The following is an 18,473-nucleotide window of genomic DNA, read 5'->3' as shown; positions in this document are numbered from 1 at the left end:
GGAAGGGCTCAGACCCAGCCTCGTTCGCGGGCGAGCAGGGCCGCCTGCGGGCGGCTCGCCGCCTCCAGGGACTGCAGGATGCTCGCCACGTAACGGCGGTAGGTGCGCACGGACACGCCCAGCTGCCGGGCGCCGATCTCGTCCTTGGTGCCGCGGCACATGGCTTCCAGGACCTGCTGCTCGACCTCCGGCAGCCGCTCCGGCTCGCTCTCGTCGCCGAGCGAGGCCAGTTCCGTACCGGTCGACCAGGTCCCCTCGAACAGCGCGACCATGTTGGCCACCAGCCCCGGTTCCTGGGCCACCAGGGCGCCGCGCGAGGTGTCCGCGGGATCGACCGGTGTCAGCGCGATGTGGCGGTCGTAGACGAGGATGCGGGTGGGTATCTCCTCCACCACGCGTATCTCCGCTCCCAGGGAGACCAGTTCACGCAGGTAGTCGGCGGTGAGGGGATCCTCCAGCGCCTGGGTGCGCACGATGTTCCTGATCCGCACGCCCCGCCTGATACATCGCAGGTCCAGCGGCCGGGCGTGCTGGATGTTCTCGTGCGTCAGCTTCGTGTACGGCTCGGCCGACAGGATCTCCTCGCGGGCGAAGAACGCGAGGGTGTCGATCTTGCTACGGATGGTGTCCAGGTTGTCGAGCTTCTCCACGTCGGGCGCCTCGGCCGGCGCCGAGTCCTGCTCGGCGCGGAAGGACGCGACCAGGTGCCGGGCCTGGGTGACGGCCCGCATCTCGTCGTGCAGCTGCCTCAGCCGCATGCCGGTCAGATTGTCCACGACCATTTCGGGGACTCCCGGCAGCAAGCCGCCGTCGGCACCCTCCGTGACGACCGTCAGGGAGAGGAGACGTTCCAGCGCGCTCTCGATCTCGTGGAGCGGTGCGTGGATCGGTGGCTGGAGTTCGCTGGGTCTCGTGCCCGGGTTTCTCAGGAGATGGCGGTAGAGCTGCTCTTCCAGCTCCGACAGCCCCAGGACCGACATCGAGCCGACAGTCATGCGACATCCCCCTACGTCGTTTCAGCGATCGTGCCCATACCCGTGGTCAGCGGGCCACACAGCGTGGCTGAAAGCGCGATCATATGGGAATCGACGACTCCGCGGCAGTCGTGGTTCCGCATCCTTCCCCCGCCTTTCCGTGCGGTGCGAAGTGGCCGGGAACCGTTGACAGCGGAGCACGGGAGGCCGAGACTCAGCGCAGAAATTCGTGAAGGAATTTTCACTACGCGAACAACGCGACAGCCTCCGCGGCAATGACGCCAATCGAAGGGAACGACCGATGCGCACCACCGTCGGCATCATCGGGGCCGGCCCCGCCGGACTCCTGCTCGCCCGGCTGCTCCACAACGCCGGGATCGACTCGGTCGTCCTGGAGAGCCGCGACCGCGCCTACGTCGAGCGGCGCCAGCGCGCCGGGATCCTGGAGCAGGGCACGGTGGACGTCCTGCGCGCGGCCGGTGCGGCGGAACGCATGGACCGCGAGGGGCTGCGGCACGACGGCATCGAGCTGCGCTTCGACAAGCGGCGCCACCGCGTCGACTTCCCCGACCTCACCGGCGGCAGGTCCGTGACGGTCTACGCCCAGACCGAGGTCTGCAAGGACCTCATCGCGCTCCAGCTCAAGGAGGGCGGCCCGCTGCTCTTCGAGGCGGAGGCACTGGCCGTCGAGGGCGCCGGCACCGACCGGCCGCGCGTCCGCTTCCGGCACGACGGCGCGGAGGACGTCCTGGAGTGCGACTACGTCGTCGGCTGCGACGGCTTCTGGGGCGTGGCCCGCCGGGCGGTCCCGGCCGGCCTGAGCCGCACCTTCGAGCGGACGTACCCCTTCGGCTGGCTCGGCATCCTCGCCGACGTCGCCCCCTCCCACGACGAGCTGGTCTACGCCCGCCACGACCGCGGCTTCGCCCTGCTGTCCATGCGCTCCCCGTCCGTCTCCCGCCTCTACCTCCAGGTGCCCGAGGGCACCGACGCCGAGGCGTGGAGCGACGAGGAGATCTGGGCCGAACTGGAACGCCGCTTCGAGACGGACGACGACTGGACCCTCGAGCGGGGTCCCATCACCCAGAAGTCCGTCACCCCCATGCGCTCCTACGTCCACGAGCCCATGCGGCACGGCCGCCTCTTCCTGGCCGGAGACGCCGCGCACATCGTGCCGCCCACCGGCGCCAAGGGCCTCAACCTCGCCGTCGGCGACGTCGTCACCTTCGCCCGCGCCCTGACGCACCAGCGGGAGACCGGCTCCGCCGAGCTGCTCGACGCCTACTCCGCCACCTGTCTGCGCCGGGTGTGGCAGGCCGAGCGGTTCTCGTACGACATGACGACCCTCCTGCACCGCGCGCCCGACGCCACGCCCTTCGACGACCGCCTCCAGGTGGCGCGCCTGGACCGGATCGCCTCCTCCCGCGCCGCCGAGACCGACCTCGCCGAGGCCTACACCGGCTTCCCGATCGGCTGAACGCCGGGCGCGGCCCGGGCAGTGAGGGGAATCACCGTCCCGCGCAGCGTGTTGGGCGACAGGACGAGGGAAAGATCCTCCCCAAGCAGTAGGGTCAATCCTTTGCCGTTCTATTACTCTTAGGCCAAGGCTGCGCAGTGTGGCCATGGAGGAGTGAAATGAGGAGCAGAAACCCGGTCTTCTCGCGACGGGGGTTCAGCCGCGACAACGGCTACGCGGGCTTCAACGCCGCGCCGCAGGCCGGGGGCCCCGCCGTCGCCACGCAGGGCAATCCGTACGCGCAGGGCGCTCCGTACGCCCAGCCCGCCGGCAACCCCTACGCACAGAACCCTTACGCCCAGCAGGGCCAGCAGTACGGCACGCCGCCGCAGGCGCCGGCGACCACCGGCCGGATGACGATCGACGACGTCGTCGTCCGCACCGGATCCACGCTCGGTGTCCTCATCGTCACCGCCGCGCTCGCCTGGGCGCTGCTGCCGGTCGACGACGCCCACATCAACCGCTCGTACGGCATCGGTATCGGCGCCGCGCTGATCGGCATGGTGCTGGCGTTCGTCCAGTCCTTCAAGCGCAAGGCCTCGCCCGCGCTGATCCTGTCCTACGCGGCGTTCGAGGGCGTGTTCCTCGGCGTCGTCTCCAGCGTCGTCGACAACCGCATCGCCGACGGCGCGGCCATGCAGGCCGTGATCGGCACGATGGCGGTCTTCGCCGGTGTGCTGATCGCGTACAAGGCCGGCTGGATCCGGGTCAACCGGCGCTTCTACGGCTTCGTGATGGCGGCCGCGCTCGGCTTCGTCTTCCTGATGATGGTGAACCTGCTGTTCGCCGTCTTCGGCGGCGGTGACGGCCTCGGCTTCCGCAGCGGCGCGCTCGGTGTCGTCTTCGGCATCGTCGGCATCATCCTCGGCGCCTGCTTCCTCGCCCTGGACTTCAAGCAGGTCGAGGACGGCATCGCCTACGGTGCCCCGCGCGAGGAGGCCTGGCTCGCCGCCTTCGGCCTCACGCTGACGCTGGTGTGGATCTACATGGAGTTCCTGCGGCTCATCTCGATCCTCAACAGCAGCGACTAGCACCACCGCGCCGCCCCGCCTGCCGGAGCGCCGCGTGAAGGGGCCCCGGGCACTGTGCCCGGGGCCCCTTCGTCGTCCTCGTGGCTCATCACCACCGGTGGAACAGTGCACGCCTAGAGCAGATTGCGCGCGGCCCTCCTCAGGTCGTACTCGTGGACGATGGCCTTCGCATGGCCGTACGCGAGGTTGTGTTCGTGGCGGAGCCAGCTGACCTTCTCCTCGAAACGGAAGAGAGCGGGTCCGTCCTCGACGGCGCGCAGCCAGTCGGCGATCTCACGACCGGTGCAGTGGGGGATGCGGGCGAGCAGATTGCGGTGGGTCTCCTCGGAGAAGACATGGGACATCGGCGCCTCCGGGCGAAAGGGGATGTAAGCCGGTCCTTCAGGTCACCGTGCCTGAGCGTTCGCCCGTTGGCAACAGTCCCGGAACGCCGCGTACGCTCGCGCCGTGGTTGATACGACGCCTTTGACCCGTGCCGTGGACGACTTCGCCGACCGGCTGCGGGCCGCCCCGCAGAGCAGGCTGCAGCGCGGTGCCGCCGCCGAGGCGCTGGAGCTGGCCAGGGAGCTGGCCCGCCGCGCCCAGCTCGTGGAGGAACCGGACGCCGAGCCGCGTCGGATGCCGGACGCGGGGATGTTCGCCGCCGCCGACCAGATCGCCGTCGCCGCGCACGACCTGGCCGTCGTCCTGACGGACGCGGCGCAGGTGAAGGAGGCGGTGCGGCTGGTGGAGGAGGCCCGCAAGCGGGCCGGGGTGTGAGGCGGGCACCCGGCGCTACAGGGACGCGATGACCCGGTCCGCCAGGATGTAGACGTTCTCCTCGCCGCACGCGAAGGTCAGCGTGTAGGCGCCGGAGATGCCCGAGCCGCCCAGGAGGTACGGCGTCCGGCCCGCGCGCAGGGCGGCGGCCAGGCGCTCCGCGGTCTCGCGGTGGCCCGGCGTCATGCACAGGGTGGTGCCGTCGGCGAAGACGTACACGTCGAGGGTGCCCAGCGGGCCCGGGCGGACGTCCGCCAGCGCGACGTGGGAGGCGGCCAGCTCCTCCAGTGCGGCGACGGTGCGCTCGTGGTCGTTCACGGCCGGCGACGGGTTCGGTACGAAGTCCGGGTGCGAGGGGTGCCGGCGGCGGGCCGCGGCCAGCTCGGCGGACTCCCCGGCCGGCTCGTCGGCGTCCGCGCCCGGCTCGGCCACCGGTTCCAGGCCCACGAGGTCGGCCTGGCGGGGCATGAAGAGCTCGCTGTCGGACAGGCCGAGCAGCAGAGGGGCGTCGGAGGCGTCGCGGGACTCCTGGGCGGCCCAGAAGGCGCGCGCCTCGGCCAGCTCCCGCTCGCGCTCCTCGGCGAGTGCCTCGGCGACGGCGGCGCGTATCTCCTCGGCGTCACTGGTGGTGCGGGCGGCCGGGACCCGGCCCCGCGCGGCGGCGGCGCGGCTCTCGGCCAGCTCGGTGTGCAGGGCCGCGACCTGGCGGCGCAGCACGAGCACAGCGCGCAGGACGGCGACGCCCACGGCGCCGGTGGCGGCCGTGGTGAGCAGCAGGGCGATCGGCATGGCGCTCACGGACGTACTCCCGGTTCAAAGTCGACCCCCGACTTCCTACCTCAGCTTGAAGGGCGGACTAACCGTCTGTCAGTGCGTAACGTCACGAAACGGACAGGACTTTGGGCCCGTGGGATACGGGTGTGGCTGGTCTGACCTGCGGAAATCAGGGTGGCGGGAGAGGTAGGTCACATCCTGGGGGAGTTTGGGTCACAAATCGGCCCAGAACCCGGGTGTCAGCGGGGTTCTGGGCCGAGGGGTGACACTGGGTCCCCGAGGGGCTACTGACGGTTTTTCAGCGGCCCGTTCCGGTTCAGCTGAGGCGCTCGATGACCATGGCCATGCCCTGGCCGCCGCCGACGCACATCGTCTCCAGGCCGAACTGCTTGTCGTGCGTCTGGAGGGAGTTGATCAGCGTGCCGGTGATGCGGGCGCCGGTCATGCCGAAGGGGTGGCCGACGGCGATGGCGCCGCCGTTGACGTTCAGCTTCTCCAGCGGGACGCCCAGGTCCCGGTAGGAGGGGATGACCTGCGCGGCGAAGGCCTCGTTGATCTCGACCAGGTCGATGTCGTCGATGGTCAGCCCGGCGCGGGACAGCGCCTGCTTGCTCGCCTCGACCGGGCCGAGGCCCATGATCTCGGGGGAGAGGCCGGAGACGCCGGTGGAGACGATGCGGGCGAGCGGGGTCAGGCCCAGCTCGCGGGCCTTGGTGTCGCTCATGATCACGAGGGCGGCGGCGCCGTCGTTGAGCGGGCAGCAGTTGCCGGCGGTGACCAGGCCGTCGGGGCGGAAGACGGGCTTGAGACCCTGCACGGCCTCCAGGGTGACGCCGGCGCGCGGGCCGTCGTCCTTGGACACGACGGTGCCGTCGGGGAGGGTGACCGGGGTGATCTCGCGCTCCCAGAAGCCGTTCTTGATGGCTTCCTCGGCGAGGTTCTGCGAGCGGACGCCGAACTCGTCCATGTCCTGCCGGGTCACGCCCTTGACGCGGGCGAGGTTCTCGGCGGTCTGGCCCATCGCGATGTACGGGTCGGGGACCAGGCCGTCCTCGCGCGGGTCGTGCCAGGTGGTGCCCTCCTGCTGCGCGACCTCGGCGGTCCGGGCCTCGGCCTCGGCGAAGAGCGGGTTGCGGGTGTCCGGCAGGCTGTCGGAGTTGCCCTTGGCGAACCGGGAGACCATCTCGACACCGGCCGAGATGAAGACGTCGCCCTCGCCGGCCTTGATGGCGTGCAGGGCCATGCGGGAGGTCTGCAGGGACGAGGAGCAGTACCGGGTGATGGTGCAGCCGGGCAGGTGGTCCATGCCCATCTCGACGGCGACGATCCGGCCGAGGTTGTTGCCCTGCTCGCCGCCGGGCAGGCCGCAGCCGAGCATCAGGTCGTCGATGTCCCTCGGGTCCAGCTCGGGGACCTTGGCGAGGGCCGCCTGGATGATCGTGGCGGCCAGGTCGTCGGGGCGCAGGTCCTTCAGGGAGCCCTTGAAGGCGCGGCCGATGGGGGAGCGGGCGGCTGAGACGATCACGGCTTCGGGCATCACGGCTCCAGTGGCGTCGCGGGGATGAGGCGGCTGGTTGGGAAGTTACCCGGCCGTATGGCCCGGGTCACGGGTATGGGTGTGTGACATGGACCGCAACTTTCTAAGCGCTTGCTTGGGCCTCCGGCGGTCGGCCGGACGCGATGCGGTGGCGCGGGGGACCGTGGCCGGACGCGGGACGTCCGTGGCAGGTCGCGCAGTTCCCCGCGCCCCCTTCGGGGCACGGGCCCCGCCGCCCCGCCTACCTGGGCTGCGCCGGCGTCGCCGGTTCCGCCTCCGAGACCCTCCGGCGCCTGCGCCGCTTGAGCAGGGCCCAGGGGCCCCGCGGGCCCGTGGGCATCGCCGCCGCGACCTCCGTGCCGGCCTCGTCCGCGGCCTCGGCCGCCGCCCGTGCCACCGGCAGGAACCCCTCGCGGCGGGCGGCGTCGGGACGCTCCTCCTCCGCCGGCCACAGGCCGAGTGCCGCGCAGACCGACGGCAGGACCGCCATCGCCGCCGTGGCGTACCCCTCGGCGGAGGGGTGGTAGTTGTCGGGGCCGAACAGCTCCCGCGGGTTCTCGGCGAACTCCGGGCCCAGCAGGTCGCCCAGCGACACCGTGCGCCCGCCCTGCTCCACCACGCCGATCGTCTGCGCCGCCGCCAGCTGCCGCGAGGTCCGCCGGGCCAGCCAGCGCAGCGGCTGCGGCACCGGCTCGATGGTGCCGAGGTCCGGGCAGGTGCCGACCACCACCTCCGCGCCGGCGGTGCGCAGCCGCCGTACCGCCGTCGCCAGGTGCCGCACCGAGCGGGTGGCCGGCATGCGGTGGGTGACGTCGTTCGCGCCGACCATGATCACGCAGATGTCGGCCACCCGGTCCGGATCGGCGAGCACCAGCCCCACCTGCCGTTCCAGGTCGTCCGAACGGGCCCCCGGTACCGCGACCGAGGTCAGCTCCACCGGCCGCTCGGCCACCGCCGCGAGCCCCGACGCCAGCAGCGCGCCCGGTGTCTGGCCGGCCCGGTGCACGCCCTGACCGGCGGCCGTGGAGTCACCCAGCATCACCAGCCGCAGCGGTGTGACGGCGGCCGTCGTGAGGGTGCCGCCGTACAGTCCCTCCGCGTTCGGCACCCGGCCCGGTGTGCCGTTGCCCACCCGGCGCCTGGCCAGCTGCACCTCCGCCAGCAGCAGACCGACCGCGGCCGCGCCGGCCAGCCCGATCCCGCCGCCGCCGTAGGCCGCGCCGGCCGCGATCCGCCGGGCCACCCTCGCCCTCGACATACTCGTCATACGTCGCCGCCACCTCCATCGAGCCGTACACCCACTGCTTGCCCCGTACGGACGGTCGCCCAATCTCAACGGGGAGTGAACGACCGACACAGGGCATCGGGGGGCCGGCAGGCCATAGGCTGGCGGAACCAATCACGACCACATCTTTTGCGGCATCCGGAGACCACGGTGCATTTCCACGACTCGATGATCAGCCTCGTCGGCAACACCCCGCTGGTGCGGCTCAACAGCGTGACCAAGGGCATCAGGGCCACCGTCCTGGCCAAGGTGGAGTACTTCAACCCGGGCGGCTCGGTGAAGGACCGCATCGCCCTGCGCATGATCGAGGCCGCCGAGCAGAGCGGCGAGCTGAAGCCCGGCGGCACCATCGTCGAGCCGACCAGCGGCAACACGGGCGTGGGCCTCGCCATCGTGGCCCAGCAGAAGGGCTACAAGTGCATCTTCGTCTGCCCTGACAAGGTGTCCACGGACAAGATCAACGTGCTGCGCGCGTACGGCGCCGAGGTCGTCGTCTGCCCGACGGCGGTCGACCCCGAGCACCCGGACTCCTACTACAACGTCTCCGACCGCCTGGTCCGCGAGACGCCGGGCGCCTGGAAGCCGGACCAGTACTCCAACCCGCACAACCCGCTCTCCCACTACCACTCGACCGGCCCCGAGCTGTGGGAGCAGACGGAGGGGAAGATCACCCACTTCGTCGCCGGCGTCGGCACCGGCGGCACCATCTCCGGCACCGGGCGCTACCTGAAGGAGGCCAGCGACGGCGCGGTGAAGGTGATCGGCGCCGACCCCGAGGGCTCCGTCTACTCCGGCGGCTCCGGACGCCCGTACCTCGTGGAGGGCGTCGGCGAGGACTTCTGGCCCACGGCCTACGACCGCGACGTCGCGGACGAGATCGTCGCCGTCTCCGACAAGGACTCCTTCCAGATGACCCGCCGCCTCGCCAAGGAGGAGGGCCTGCTGGTGGGCGGCTCCTGCGGGATGGCCGTCGTCGCGGCGCTGGAGGTGGCCGAGCGGCTCGGCGAGGACGACGTGGTCGTCGTCCTGCTGCCGGACAGCGGGCGCGGCTACCTCAGCAAGATCTTCAACGACGAGTGGATGGCCGACTACGGCTTCCTGGAGGACGCCGGCCCCAGCGCCCGCGTCGGCGACGTCCTGAACGACAAGGAGCACGGCGCCATCCCCTCCCTCGTCCACATGCACCCGGACGAGACCGTCGGCCAGGCCATCGAGGTGCTGCGCGAGTACGGCGTCTCGCAGATGCCGATCGTCAAGCCCGGCGCCGGTCACCCGGACGTGATGGCCGCCGAGGTCGTCGGCTCGGTCGTGGAACGCGAGCTGCTGGACGCCCTGTTCACCAAGCGCGCCTCGCTGGAGGACCCGCTGGAGAAGCACATGTCCGCCCCGCTGCCGCAGGTCGGCTCGGGTGAGCCGGTCGCCGACCTGATGTCCGTGCTCGGCTCCGCCGACGCGGCGATCGTCCTGGTCGAGGGCAAGCCGACGGGTGTGGTGAGCCGTCAGGACCTGCTGGCCTTCCTCGCCAAGGGCGGCAAGTAGGTCCGCGGTCCGTGCGAGCCCGAGGACTTCGCGGAAGTGGTACGCGCGCGTCACGTTGGCGCAGCACCCGCTTAACACGGGTTCGGCACAGTAGTGGGTGTCGGCAGGGCGGGAGCGGCTCCCCGCCCGGGCCGGCACCGAACGGCGTCGAGGACCTTCCGGAGCGGCTCCCGGACCTCCACGGACGCCACGGACGCGCCGCCCGGCCGTGAGGCCCGGCACCGCGTCCCCCGCGGGGACCGCCGTCGTCCCGCCCCTCAGCGATGGGGGTGCGGCGGTCCCCGCGCAGTCTTCCGGCGTGCTCAGTCCTCCCAGCGGTCCTCGTGGCCGGGGGTGCGGCGACGGCCGAAGAGGCCCGGGTTGGTGCGGGCGGCCTGGACGACGTTGACCCCGACGATGCCCGCCCAGGCGGTCAGCAGCCCGGGGAGGTGGGCGACGCCGCCGCCGATCGCGGAGAGCGGGACGGCGAGGACCAGCGAGACGATGCCGAAGCCGAAGCGCTCGCCGAAGGAGTCGGTGGACCGCGGCGACCGGCTGTCCCGGGCCGCCGTCATCTGCTGCTCGGCGAACTGCCGGCGCACCCGGCGCTCGACCGCGCCGTCGATGCGCTGGTCGACCTTCTCCAGGAACGAGTCGACCAGCGCCGACTCGTACTCCTCACCGAGCTCCCTGCGGGTCTGCAGGGTGGCGTCGAGTTCCTTCTTGAGGTCGGTGTCCCGCCCGTCGGTTCCCGTCATGCGTCCCACGGTAGGGGGCGGCGACGGCGTCGGCACGGGGGTTAGCCCCCGTCTTCGGCGGGGGTGAGCGGTACGGGCCGGGCGGCGGGCGGGGGTCCGCCGCTTCCGGTCCCGTCCGGCGGCGGCCGGGCCCCGGGTGCTCAGCCGGCCTCCCGGGCGTCCCGCCGGAGCCGGGCGCGCCGGGCGGCCCGGTCGATCATCAGCAGGCCCCGGGAGCGGCCGAGCGGGCGCAGGGCGGTCTGGAGGGGCGCCGACCAGGGCCGGCGCAGCCCGCCCAGGACCGCGAAGCGCGTGCCCGACCCCTCGGGGACGGCCGCCATGCCGCCGACCACGTACTGGCTCTGCATCAGGCACCAGCCGGGCTGGAGCCGGACGTCGAAGCGGGCGGTGTGGCCGAGGGGGCCGTACGCCTGGCCGTGGAAGCGGTCCCCGCCGCAGGGACGGCACCGGAACTCGCGCAGCGTCGGAACCAGATGGGGGAGCTCCCCCTCCAGGTCCCCGGCGACGGACCACACGTCCGTCACCGGCAGGTCGACATGGGCCTCCGCGTACATGACGGCGTGCAGTCCCGCGGCCATGACGCGCAGGCGCCGGACCGGGTCGAGGTCGGCCGTAGGCCAGTTCGTTGTCATCGCGGCCACGCCTTTCGGAAGCTGTGACGGGCACGGTGGAGCCGGGACTTCATCGTGCCGCAGGAGATGTCGAGGATCTGGCTCGCCGACCGCTCGTCCAGGCCCTCGAGTTCGCGCAGGACCAGGACCGCGCGGTGTTCGGTGGACATGCGGGTGAGCACGTCCTGGATGTCCACCGCCAGTTCGGGGCTGCCCGGCCAGACGATGTCGTCGAACTCGCAGACCGGCGTCTCGCGTTCGGCCCGGCGGGCCACCCGCACCGCCTCGCGCACCGTGATGGTGCGCACCCACGCGTACAGGGCGCGGGGGTCGCGGAGCCGGGGCAGGCCCTGGAAGACCGCGATCAGCGCCTCCTGCACGGCGTCGGCGCTGTGCCCGAGGGCGATCGGCCGGCACAGCCGGGTCACGTACGGGGTGAGCACGCTCAGCAGCTCGTTGAGGGCCATGGCGTCACCGGACTGGGCAGCCCGCACGAGGACGCCTCCCGCGGCCCAGGGGTCCTCCTGTGTGTCCTGCCGTGGGGCAGGGGCCTTGCGCAGGGTGCCCGCTCGGGCTGTGTTCATGTGCCGTTCTCCTCCCTTGGACGTCGGCGCTCCAGCGGCGGCACCAGGACGGCGTCGGTGTGGGAGCTTTCGTGGATGAGGAGGAGCGGCGGCGGCCGGGCACTCCCGTCCGCCGTGAACTGGCTGGAACTGGGATCGGCGGCCGAGGGAGTGCATGGCCCCCGGCGGGCCTCTGTCCGGGTGGGGACGTCCGTCCCGGCGGCCGAGGGCCGGTTCGCCGGGCGGCATCGGACGTGGCGGACAGCGAGTGCCCGGCGGAGCGGACGCCGAGGCACTCTTCGGCCTGCGCTGCGCGCCCTTTCGGCGTGCCGGATTATTGCCGAGGTGTGGAGAGGTGATGCGTTCTGAGCCGATCTGTTGCGGCCGCCATCCGGCATATGCCCGGCCGGGCGGGCTCCTCGGCTCAACCTCCCGGATTTCTGCACCCGGTGCTAGGGTGGGCGCGATGTGCGGCTATTGAATTAGCCATCTACGGGGGGTCCGTTACACATGGTGCAGCTATTTATCCGGAAAGCGGCTGTCGGCGAGCTCTGTTTGAATTCCCGTCAATACGAGAGGGTTCGGTGTCGTCCGTTCCCGCCGTCCGGTTATTCGGTTGAATCTGGGAATTCCTTCCGCGTTCCCTGCCCGGTCACGGCGCCGGCGGGGGTGCGGTGAGCGGGGGCGGGGACGGGCACGCGGGACACCGGGATCCGGAGCTGCTGGCCCGCCTGGTCGAGGGGGCGCGGCGCGGGGACGCGCTGGCGATGGACGAACTGCTGGAGATCCTCGCCCCCTTCGTCGGCCGGATCTGCGGCCCGGTGGCGCTGCAGGACGGCCCCGACGCCGCGCAGGAGGCGCTGATCGCGGTGTTCCGCAGCATCCGCCAGCTCAAGGAGCCGGCCGCCCTGTTCGGGTGGGTACGGGCGATCGCCGTGCGGGAGGCGCTGAAGTTCGCCAACCAGCGCCGGCGCCAGCCGACCGTGCCGATGGAGTGGGAGGACCCGCCGGTCGCGGGGGACCTGCACCTCGCCTCGGACATCACGGACGCGCTGGGCCGCCTGATGCCGGAGCACCGGGCGGTGCTGATGCTGCGTCATGTCGAGGGGCTGAGCGAGCAGGAGGTCTCCGCCCTGCTGGAGATACCCGTGGGGACGGTCAGGTCCCGGCTGTTCCGGGCCCGGCGGTCATTCCGCTCGGCCTGGGGCTGAGCGGACCGCGACCCGTTCGCCCAGGCGGTCGAGCATCCGCTGGGCCCGCCGCGCCGACCAGGGAGCGCGCATCCGGTCCAGCGTGTCGCCGCCCGGCAGGCGCAGGGTGCTGAAGAAGGCGAAGCGGCAGCCGTCACCGTCCGGCGTGGCGGCCATGCCGCTGGTCAGCGCGGTGCCCTGCATCAGGCACCACCCGGGTCGCAGGACGACGTCGAAGCGCTCGCGGTAACCGAAGGCACCGACCGCCCGGCCGGACAGCCGGTCGCCGGAGGACTCCGTGATGGTGAAGGACCGCAGTCCCGGGACGATGAGAGGGAGTTCGGTCTCGAGGTCGGACGCGACGGACCAGAAGTGGCCTACCGGCACGTCGAAGCGGCGCTCGGCGAAGGCCGGGTGCCGGGCACTGGACGCGATGATCCTCAGCCGGCGTATCGGGTCGAGTTCGGCCAGCGGCCAGCCGTTGTCCACCGAACCGGTCATTGCTGTCGCTCCCTCTTCACGCGTACGTGAGGTTACGTATGTGAGGGAGCGTCGCACTGTCTCCCGGAATGGTCAAGACCTGGAAAAACTTTACGGCATGGGCTCGTGGGGCCGCGGACGAAGGGATTTGACACCCAGGGAGTACTTGCGTGCCGGGCGGCCTCTTCCTTGTGTGAGAAACCAGGTTACCGACCGTCGGGCAGACCGGGAGAAGGGTTCTCCGGGTGGCCGGTCACCGGTTCTCACGGATACCGACGACAACGGACGGGGAAGCGAGCATCGTGTATTTCAGTGGGCCGCTCCACAACCTTCACCGCGCTTTTTCCAGCAATGGTCCGCGCATTCCGGGCATGGGATTCGGGGTCGCCTCGGCCCACGAGGGACCGCCCGTCGCGGTGACCGACGAGGAGCGGAGCCTGGCACGGACCATGCCGGAAGCGCGCCGGAGCGACTTCCTCATCGGACGCAGCGCCCTGCACCGGGCGGTGCGTGCGGCGGGACTGTCCGCCGGTTCCGTGCTGTGCGACGGGCCCCGCCCCCGGCTGCCCGAGGGGATCGCCGCGTCTATCAGCCACTCCGGCGGTGTCGCGGTCGCCGTCGCGGGCCCCTCGGGCCTGTTCCGGACCCTGGGCGTCGACCTGGAGATGACCCCGCTGCCCGTCCGGGCGGCCCACCTGGTGCTGCGCGGTCCCGAACGCCCGCTGCTCGGCCCGCCCCGCACGGCCGCGCGGCGCCTGCTCGCCCTCTACTCCGCGAAGGAGTCCGCCTTCAAGGCGCTCCACGCCGTGGTGGACCCGGCCCCGCGGGGGCTGCGGGACGTGCGGCTGGAGCCGGACGGGGCCGGCTACCTCGCCTGGGCCGCCGGCCACCCCGACACCCGTGTCCACGTGAGCGTCCGGCAACTGCCCGACCGGGGCGTCCTGTGCTGGGCGCTGCCCCAGGACTGAGGCCGGGCGCCGCTTCCCGCTTCCGCACGTGCTCCCCGCTCACCCTCCCCGCTCACCCTCACCCTCGCCCGCATCCTTGCCCGCATCCGACGACGGAGGCCGATTTCGTCATGCACCCGCCCGCCGTACTCGCCTCACCCCGCCGTGTGCCCCAGTGGACGCCGTCCGACTGGCGCGGACATCCGGCCGCGCAGCAGCCCGACTGGCCCGATCAAGGGCTGCTGCGCCGGATCCGCGCCCGGCTGGCCGGGGCCGCACCCCTCGTACGCTCCGACGAGATCCTCGACCTGCGCCACGCCCTCGCCGAGGCCGCCGCCGGGGAGGCCTTCGTGGTGCAACTGGGGGACTGCGCGGAGACCTTCGACGCCCCGACGTTCGCCGGCGTGGCGGCGCGGGTCGGCCAGCTGCACGGCACCGCGGGCACCGTGCGGGCCGCGCTGGGCCGGCCCGTGATACCCATCGGCCGGCTGGCCGGGCAGTACGCCAAACCGCGTTCCTCCCCGACCGAGCGGGTCGGCGGCCTCGTGCTGCCGTCGTTCCGCGGGCACCTCGTGAACGATCCGCGCCCCGAGCCCGCCGCGCGCGTACCCGACGCGATGCGGCTGCTGCGCGGGCACGCGCACGCGCGCGAGGTCCTCGCCCTGCTGCGGGAGCTCGCCGAGTCCGGCATGGCCCTGCCCGGGGCGACGGTGTCCGGTGTCCCGGCGGTGTGGACCAGCCACGAGATGCTGGTGCTCGACTACGAGGAGCCCCAGGTACGGCGCGACCCCGTGACGGGCAGCCTGTGCCTGACCTCCGCCCATCTGCCCTGGATCGGCGCGCGCACCGGTGACCCCGACGGGGCGCACGTGCGGTTCCTGTCCGGGGTCGCCAACCCGGTGGGCGTCAAGATCGGGCCGGGCACCGACCGCGGCCGGCTGGCCGCGCTGTGCGCCCGCCTCGACCCGGACCGGGAGCCGGGGCGCCTCGTGCTGATCTCGCGGATGGGGGCCGGCCAGGTGCGTGAGCTGCTCCCGCCGCTGCTGGAGGAGGTGGCGGGCTCGGGCCACCGGGTGGTGTGGATGTGCGACCCGATGCACGGCAACACCTATGTGGGCGGCAGCGGTCACAAGACCCGGGACGTGGCGACGGTGGGCGCCGAGATCCGCGGCTTCTTCGCGGCGACGCGGGCCGCCGGCGCGATCCCCGGCGGTCTCCACCTGGAGGCCACGCCCGCCGAGGTCACCGAGTGCGTCGGGGGCGCCGCGGGCGTCGCCGAGGACGGTCTGCACGTGCGGTACGAGACCGCCTGCGACCCCCGCCTCAACGGCTCCCAGACCGCCGAGATCGCCGAGCTGACCGCGCGGCTGTGCGCGGGGGAGAGCTAGGGAGTCGTTCGGACCGGGCCGACTCCGGGCAACGGTGCCCTGCGGACCGACCCGAGCGGGGTCTGGTGCGTGCGGCCGCAAGGCGGAGGAGGGCGCCGGAGCGGAGCCCTGGCAACCGACGACAACGCCGCGGATGCGCGTGCCAGGCCCCGCGACCCCGGCACGATCCCCACGACACCCCCCGGGGCCCGAGCGGGCCGCGTCATCCGATGCCGGGCCGGGGTCCGGCGGCATCGGCGTGTCCGCCGCCGGGCCGGGCCCCGGTCCGTCCCGCCGGGTGCGGGCCCGTGGGAGACCTCGTACCCGGCGGGAACCTTTGGCACGGCCGCCGCCTCCTGACCGACCGAACGAACGAACCGGTCCGACAACCCTCAGGAGCTCGCGTGGAGTCCGTGGATAACGTCTCGGCGTCACCGCCCCAGCCCGAACTGGCGGGCGTGCGCCACCGCTGGGTGACCGTGCGGGGCGGCGTACGCCTGCACGTCGCCGAGGCCGGAGAGGGGGAGCCGGTCGTGCTGCTGCACGGCTTTCCCCAGCACTGGTACGGCTGGCGGCGGCTGATCCCGCTGCTGTCCGGCCACTACCGGCTGATCTGCGTGGACCAGCGCGGCTTCGGCTGGTCCGACGCACCGGGCAAGGGCTACGACACCGACAGCAGGGTGGCCGACGTGGTCGCCCTGCTGGACGAACTGGGCCTGGACCGGGTGCGGCTCATCGGGCACGACTGGGGCGCCTGGACGGGGTTCCACCTCTGCCTCGGCGCGCCTGAGCGCGTCACGCACTACCTGGCGCTGAACATGATGCACCCCTGGCCGCTGCACCGGCGCCTGATGCCGCAGTCCTGGCGGTTCTGGTACACGGCGCTGCTGGAGCAGCCGCTCCTCGGGCGCTGGATGCTGCGCAACCGGCCCGGGTTCACGCGCTACCTGATGCGCAAGGGCGTGGTGGACCGGACGGTCTGGACCCCGGACGCGATGGAGGAGTTCGTCCGCTCCAGCCGGGAGCCCGCGCGGGCGCGCGCCGGGGAGGCACTGCACCGGGCCTTCGCCCTGCGGGACATCGCCCGGCTGCTGACGGGCCGGTACAAGAAGCTCCGGCTCACCACCCCGACCGTGATCATGGGAGGCGAGCGGGACTTCATGCTGCCCCCGGGCGTGCTGACGGCGGCCGGCCGGCACGCCGACGACCTGCGGGTCCAGGTGGTTCCGGAGTGCGGTCACTACCTCCACGAAGAACGGCCCGACCTGGTCGCCCGGACCGCCGAGCGGCTCTTCTCCCGCCCGCGCTGACCCCGCCCGGCCACGGCTCCGCCGCTCACCGCGCACCGGGGTGCGCCGGGTGCGGCCGTGGCGGAGCCGGAGCGTCCGGAAAATCTCGGATTCCGGTGGAGTGCATGGGCCGGAAACCACCTCTTGTCTCATGTCGGCCGCTCCCGACCGGACGGTGAGCGATCCCGACCACTTCCGACACCGGACAGCCTTAACCCGGCGCGCACTTCGTGCTGCCCGGACGTCTTCGCCAGGCCGAGCAGGGGGACTTTCCATGCCTGACATATCCGCACTGAAGCTCGATGTCATGCCGCAGCCGACCGCACCCCTCGGGATCCTCCCGGCGGTCGCGGCGGAGAAGTACCCCGACACCCCCTTCCTCTCCGACACGCCCTGGCGCACGTACGACCAGCCGGTCCGCGACTTCGCGGACTTCGCGAGGGCCGTCGACGACTACGCCGACCGGTTCTGGGCCGGCGGCATCCGGCGCGGGGACGTCGTCGCCGTGGTGCAGCGCAACCACATCGAGGTCGAGGGCGTGATGTGCGCCCTCGGCAAGATCGGTGCCCTGCCCGCCCTGCTCTCCTCCGCCATGGAGACCGGGGAACTCCTGGAGTGCTTCGCCCGCCTGGACGACCCGTACCTCGTCGTGGACTCGACCGGCCTGTCGCGGCTCACCGAACACCGGCACGCGCTGCGCCGGCTGACCCGCAACGTGCTGTGCCTGGAGGAGACGGAGGAGAACTGGGTCGTCCCGCTGCAGGAACGCCTCGCGCACACCGCGGGCCCGCGCGATGCCGACGAGTGGTTCGTCATCACCCACTCCTCGGGCACCACCGGGGCGCCCAAGATGGCCGCGCACTCCACCCGTTCCCTGTTCGGCATGGTCGCCCCGATGATCATGATCTTCCGCGACCAGTACTCGCCGCAGGACCTGAACGCCAAGCACCTGTCCTTCGTGCACGCCCGTACCTGCGCCGGCACCCTCGCCTCGCTGGAGACCGCGATGCCCGCGCTGGCCATCGCCGACCCGGACCCCGCGAACGTCAAGCGGCTCATGCTGGAGCACCGCCCGACCTCCCTGGAGACGCACCCCAACGTCTACATCCAGTGGGAGTCCCTCGCCGACGACCCCGACCGCCCCTTCCAGCACGTCGAACGGTTCATCAGCACCTTCGACGCCATGCACCCGCGCACCGTGCGGACGTTGCTGAACGCCTCCGAGCACCCCCGCGCCCACTACTTCCAGGCCTACGGGCAGACCGAGTCCGGACCCATCTGCCTGCGCATCGTCACGCGCGAGGAGTCGGCCGACTACTCGCCGCGCAACGTCGGCCACAGCGGCGGCGGCATGGAGATCCGGATCGTCGACGAGCACGGCGTCCCGCAGCCGCCGAACACGCCCGGCCTGATCGAGACCCGCTCGCCCGGCCGCATGCGCGGATACGTCGGCGGCGACCCGATGCCGCCCGCGGACTCCTGGTGGCCCATGGGGGACATCGGCCGCCTCCTCGACGACGGCTCGCTGGAACTGCTCGACCGCTCCGTCGAGCACGTCGACGGCGTCGGCAGCCTCCTGGAGAAGGAGGACCACCTGCTGGAGGCCCTGCCCGAACTGGTCGAACTCGTCCTGGTCAAGGACGACGACGGCACCGTCTTCGCGGTGGCCTGCCCCCGCCCGGACACCACCCCCGACGCCGAACGGTTCCACGCCGTCGCCGCCGAAGCCGGCCTCCCCGGCCTCCAGGTGCGCTTCTGGGAGTGGGAGGCCATGCCCGTCACCGGCACCAGCAAGGTCCGCAGGTCCGTGCTGCGCCGCAAGCTCGCCGGCCGGATCCACCGCACCGCCGCCACCGCCCCGAAGGAGGCCTGAG

Annotated in this window: 18 protein-coding genes; 9 read left to right on the top strand and 9 right to left on the bottom strand. The window is 72.3% G+C overall.

Features of this window, described 5'->3' with window-relative positions; genetic code table 11:
* Positions 1-8 precede the first annotated feature (8 nt).
* Entirely contained in the window at positions 9-995 is a 987-nt protein-coding gene (locus tag ACIRG6_RS19535; protein ID WP_365020803.1) for a helix-turn-helix transcriptional regulator, read from the bottom strand.
* Between the two features lie 280 nt (positions 996-1,275).
* On the opposite strand from ACIRG6_RS19535, the gene ACIRG6_RS19530 reads away from it, so the two are divergent.
* The gene (locus ACIRG6_RS19530) at positions 1,276-2,451 is read left to right on the top strand and encodes a 4-hydroxybenzoate 3-monooxygenase (RefSeq protein WP_403323755.1); all 1,176 of its coding nucleotides are present in this window, start codon (positions 1,276-1,278) and stop codon (positions 2,449-2,451) included.
* Between the two features lie 158 nt (positions 2,452-2,609).
* A complete protein-coding gene (locus ACIRG6_RS19525; RefSeq protein WP_365020807.1) occupies positions 2,610-3,521 on the top strand; it encodes a Bax inhibitor-1/YccA family protein in 912 nt (303 codons plus the stop codon).
* 113 nt (positions 3,522-3,634) lie between these two features.
* Here ACIRG6_RS19525 and ACIRG6_RS19520 read toward each other — a convergent pair whose 3' ends face one another.
* Positions 3,635-3,865: a DUF4287 domain-containing protein gene (locus ACIRG6_RS19520; RefSeq protein ID WP_225637830.1), complete on the bottom strand. Its 231-nt coding sequence runs from the start codon at positions 3,863-3,865 to the stop codon at positions 3,635-3,637.
* A 103-nt stretch (positions 3,866-3,968) separates the two neighbouring features.
* Between ACIRG6_RS19520 and ACIRG6_RS19515 the strand changes: the two genes are divergently transcribed.
* Positions 3,969-4,280, top strand: a complete 312-nt coding sequence (locus tag ACIRG6_RS19515; protein ID WP_318213160.1) for a hypothetical protein — start codon at positions 3,969-3,971, stop codon at positions 4,278-4,280.
* A gap of 15 nt (positions 4,281-4,295) precedes the next feature.
* Here ACIRG6_RS19515 and ACIRG6_RS19510 read toward each other — a convergent pair whose 3' ends face one another.
* From ACIRG6_RS19510 to ACIRG6_RS19500, 3 genes are all read right to left on the bottom strand, one after another.
* Positions 4,296-5,078 (bottom strand): hypothetical protein, encoded by a 783-nt coding sequence (locus tag ACIRG6_RS19510; protein ID WP_350717480.1) that lies wholly within the window; start codon positions 5,076-5,078, stop codon positions 4,296-4,298.
* Positions 5,079-5,370: 292 nt separating this feature from the next.
* Positions 5,371-6,591, bottom strand: coding sequence for an acetyl-CoA C-acetyltransferase (locus ACIRG6_RS19505; protein ID WP_239766140.1), 1,221 nt, complete (start codon positions 6,589-6,591; stop codon positions 5,371-5,373).
* 241 nt (positions 6,592-6,832) lie between these two features.
* A complete protein-coding gene (locus ACIRG6_RS19500; RefSeq protein ID WP_350717484.1) occupies positions 6,833-7,858 on the bottom strand; it encodes an SGNH/GDSL hydrolase family protein in 1,026 nt (341 codons plus the stop codon).
* A 168-nt stretch (positions 7,859-8,026) separates the two neighbouring features.
* Here ACIRG6_RS19500 and ACIRG6_RS19495 point away from each other — a divergent pair, with 168 nt between their 5' ends.
* Positions 8,027-9,415: a cystathionine beta-synthase gene (locus ACIRG6_RS19495; RefSeq protein WP_350717486.1), complete on the top strand. Its 1,389-nt coding sequence runs from the start codon at positions 8,027-8,029 to the stop codon at positions 9,413-9,415.
* Between the two features lie 302 nt (positions 9,416-9,717).
* On the opposite strand, the gene ACIRG6_RS19490 is transcribed toward ACIRG6_RS19495, so the two are convergent.
* From ACIRG6_RS19490 to ACIRG6_RS19480, 3 genes are all read right to left on the bottom strand, one after another.
* Positions 9,718-10,152, bottom strand: coding sequence for a hypothetical protein (locus ACIRG6_RS19490; RefSeq protein ID WP_403323750.1), 435 nt, complete (start codon positions 10,150-10,152; stop codon positions 9,718-9,720).
* Between the two features lie 140 nt (positions 10,153-10,292).
* A complete protein-coding gene (locus tag ACIRG6_RS19485; protein WP_403323749.1) occupies positions 10,293-10,784 on the bottom strand; it encodes a hypothetical protein in 492 nt (163 codons plus the stop codon).
* Positions 10,781-11,347 carry an RNA polymerase sigma factor gene (locus ACIRG6_RS19480; protein WP_364681071.1) on the bottom strand — a complete coding sequence of 189 codons (567 nt, stop codon included), beginning with the start codon at positions 11,345-11,347 and terminating at the stop codon, positions 10,781-10,783. The genes ACIRG6_RS19485 and ACIRG6_RS19480 overlap by 4 nt, the downstream gene beginning before the upstream one ends.
* Positions 11,348-12,000: 653 nt before the next feature.
* Between ACIRG6_RS19480 and ACIRG6_RS19475 the strand changes: the two genes are divergently transcribed.
* On the top strand, positions 12,001-12,537 hold the full coding sequence (locus ACIRG6_RS19475) for an RNA polymerase sigma factor (protein ID WP_391983695.1): 537 nt from the start codon (positions 12,001-12,003) through the stop codon (positions 12,535-12,537).
* Here the strand turns inward: ACIRG6_RS19475 and ACIRG6_RS19470 are convergent.
* Entirely contained in the window at positions 12,514-13,017 is a 504-nt protein-coding gene (locus ACIRG6_RS19470) for a hypothetical protein (RefSeq protein ID WP_403323746.1), read from the bottom strand. The two genes, ACIRG6_RS19475 and ACIRG6_RS19470, sit on opposite strands and share 24 nt — an antisense overlap.
* 350 nt (positions 13,018-13,367) lie before the next feature.
* On the opposite strand from ACIRG6_RS19470, the gene ACIRG6_RS19465 reads away from it, so the two are divergent.
* The 4 genes from ACIRG6_RS19465 (at position 13,368) to ACIRG6_RS19450 (ending at position 18,472) form a co-directional block, all read left to right on the top strand.
* The gene (locus ACIRG6_RS19465) at positions 13,368-13,964 is read left to right on the top strand and encodes a 4'-phosphopantetheinyl transferase superfamily protein (protein ID WP_239766146.1); all 597 of its coding nucleotides are present in this window, start codon (positions 13,368-13,370) and stop codon (positions 13,962-13,964) included.
* A gap of 110 nt (positions 13,965-14,074) precedes the next feature.
* Entirely contained in the window at positions 14,075-15,331 is a 1,257-nt protein-coding gene (locus ACIRG6_RS19460; protein WP_364681062.1) for a 3-deoxy-7-phosphoheptulonate synthase, read from the top strand.
* 383 nt (positions 15,332-15,714) lie between these two features.
* Positions 15,715-16,620: an alpha/beta fold hydrolase gene (locus tag ACIRG6_RS19455; RefSeq protein WP_364681060.1), complete on the top strand. Its 906-nt coding sequence runs from the start codon at positions 15,715-15,717 to the stop codon at positions 16,618-16,620.
* Positions 16,621-16,873: 253 nt separating this feature from the next.
* A complete protein-coding gene (locus ACIRG6_RS19450; protein WP_318213150.1) occupies positions 16,874-18,472 on the top strand; it encodes a class I adenylate-forming enzyme family protein in 1,599 nt (532 codons plus the stop codon).
* The last annotated feature ends 1 nt before the right edge of the window (position 18,473 follow it).

The sequence above is a fragment of the Streptomyces flaveolus genome, from assembly GCF_044765825.1.
Taxonomy (GTDB): domain Bacteria; phylum Actinomycetota; class Actinomycetes; order Streptomycetales; family Streptomycetaceae; genus Streptomyces; species Streptomyces flaveolus.
This window is presented reverse-complemented; position numbering and strand designations above follow the sequence as displayed.

Bases quoted from the DNA above. Each gene is read 5' to 3' on its own strand.
- ACIRG6_RS19465 (WP_239766146.1), top strand. From the start codon at position 13,368: ATGGGATTCGGGGTCGCCTCGGCCCACGAGGGACCGCCCGTCGCGGTG.
- ACIRG6_RS19520 (WP_225637830.1), bottom strand. From the start codon at position 3,865: ATGTCCCATGTCTTCTCCGAGGAGACCCACCGCAATCTGCTCGCCCGC.
- ACIRG6_RS19525 (WP_365020807.1), top strand. From the start codon at position 2,610: ATGAGGAGCAGAAACCCGGTCTTCTCGCGACGGGGGTTCAGCCGCGAC.
- ACIRG6_RS19485 (WP_403323749.1), bottom strand. From the start codon at position 10,784: ATGACAACGAACTGGCCTACGGCCGACCTCGACCCGGTCCGGCGCCTG.
- ACIRG6_RS19450 (WP_318213150.1), top strand. From the start codon at position 16,874: ATGCCTGACATATCCGCACTGAAGCTCGATGTCATGCCGCAGCCGACC.
- ACIRG6_RS19530 (WP_403323755.1), top strand. From the start codon at position 1,276: ATGCGCACCACCGTCGGCATCATCGGGGCCGGCCCCGCCGGACTCCTG.
- ACIRG6_RS19505 (WP_239766140.1), bottom strand. From the start codon at position 6,591: ATGCCCGAAGCCGTGATCGTCTCAGCCGCCCGCTCCCCCATCGGCCGC.
- ACIRG6_RS19480 (WP_364681071.1), bottom strand. From the start codon at position 11,347: ATGAACACAGCCCGAGCGGGCACCCTGCGCAAGGCCCCTGCCCCACGG.
- ACIRG6_RS19490 (WP_403323750.1), bottom strand. From the start codon at position 10,152: ATGACGGGAACCGACGGGCGGGACACCGACCTCAAGAAGGAACTCGAC.
- ACIRG6_RS19535 (WP_365020803.1), bottom strand. From the start codon at position 995: ATGACTGTCGGCTCGATGTCGGTCCTGGGGCTGTCGGAGCTGGAAGAG.
- ACIRG6_RS19460 (WP_364681062.1), top strand. From the start codon at position 14,075: ATGCACCCGCCCGCCGTACTCGCCTCACCCCGCCGTGTGCCCCAGTGG.
- ACIRG6_RS19500 (WP_350717484.1), bottom strand. From the start codon at position 7,858: ATGACGAGTATGTCGAGGGCGAGGGTGGCCCGGCGGATCGCGGCCGGC.
- ACIRG6_RS19470 (WP_403323746.1), bottom strand. From the start codon at position 13,017: ATGACCGGTTCGGTGGACAACGGCTGGCCGCTGGCCGAACTCGACCCG.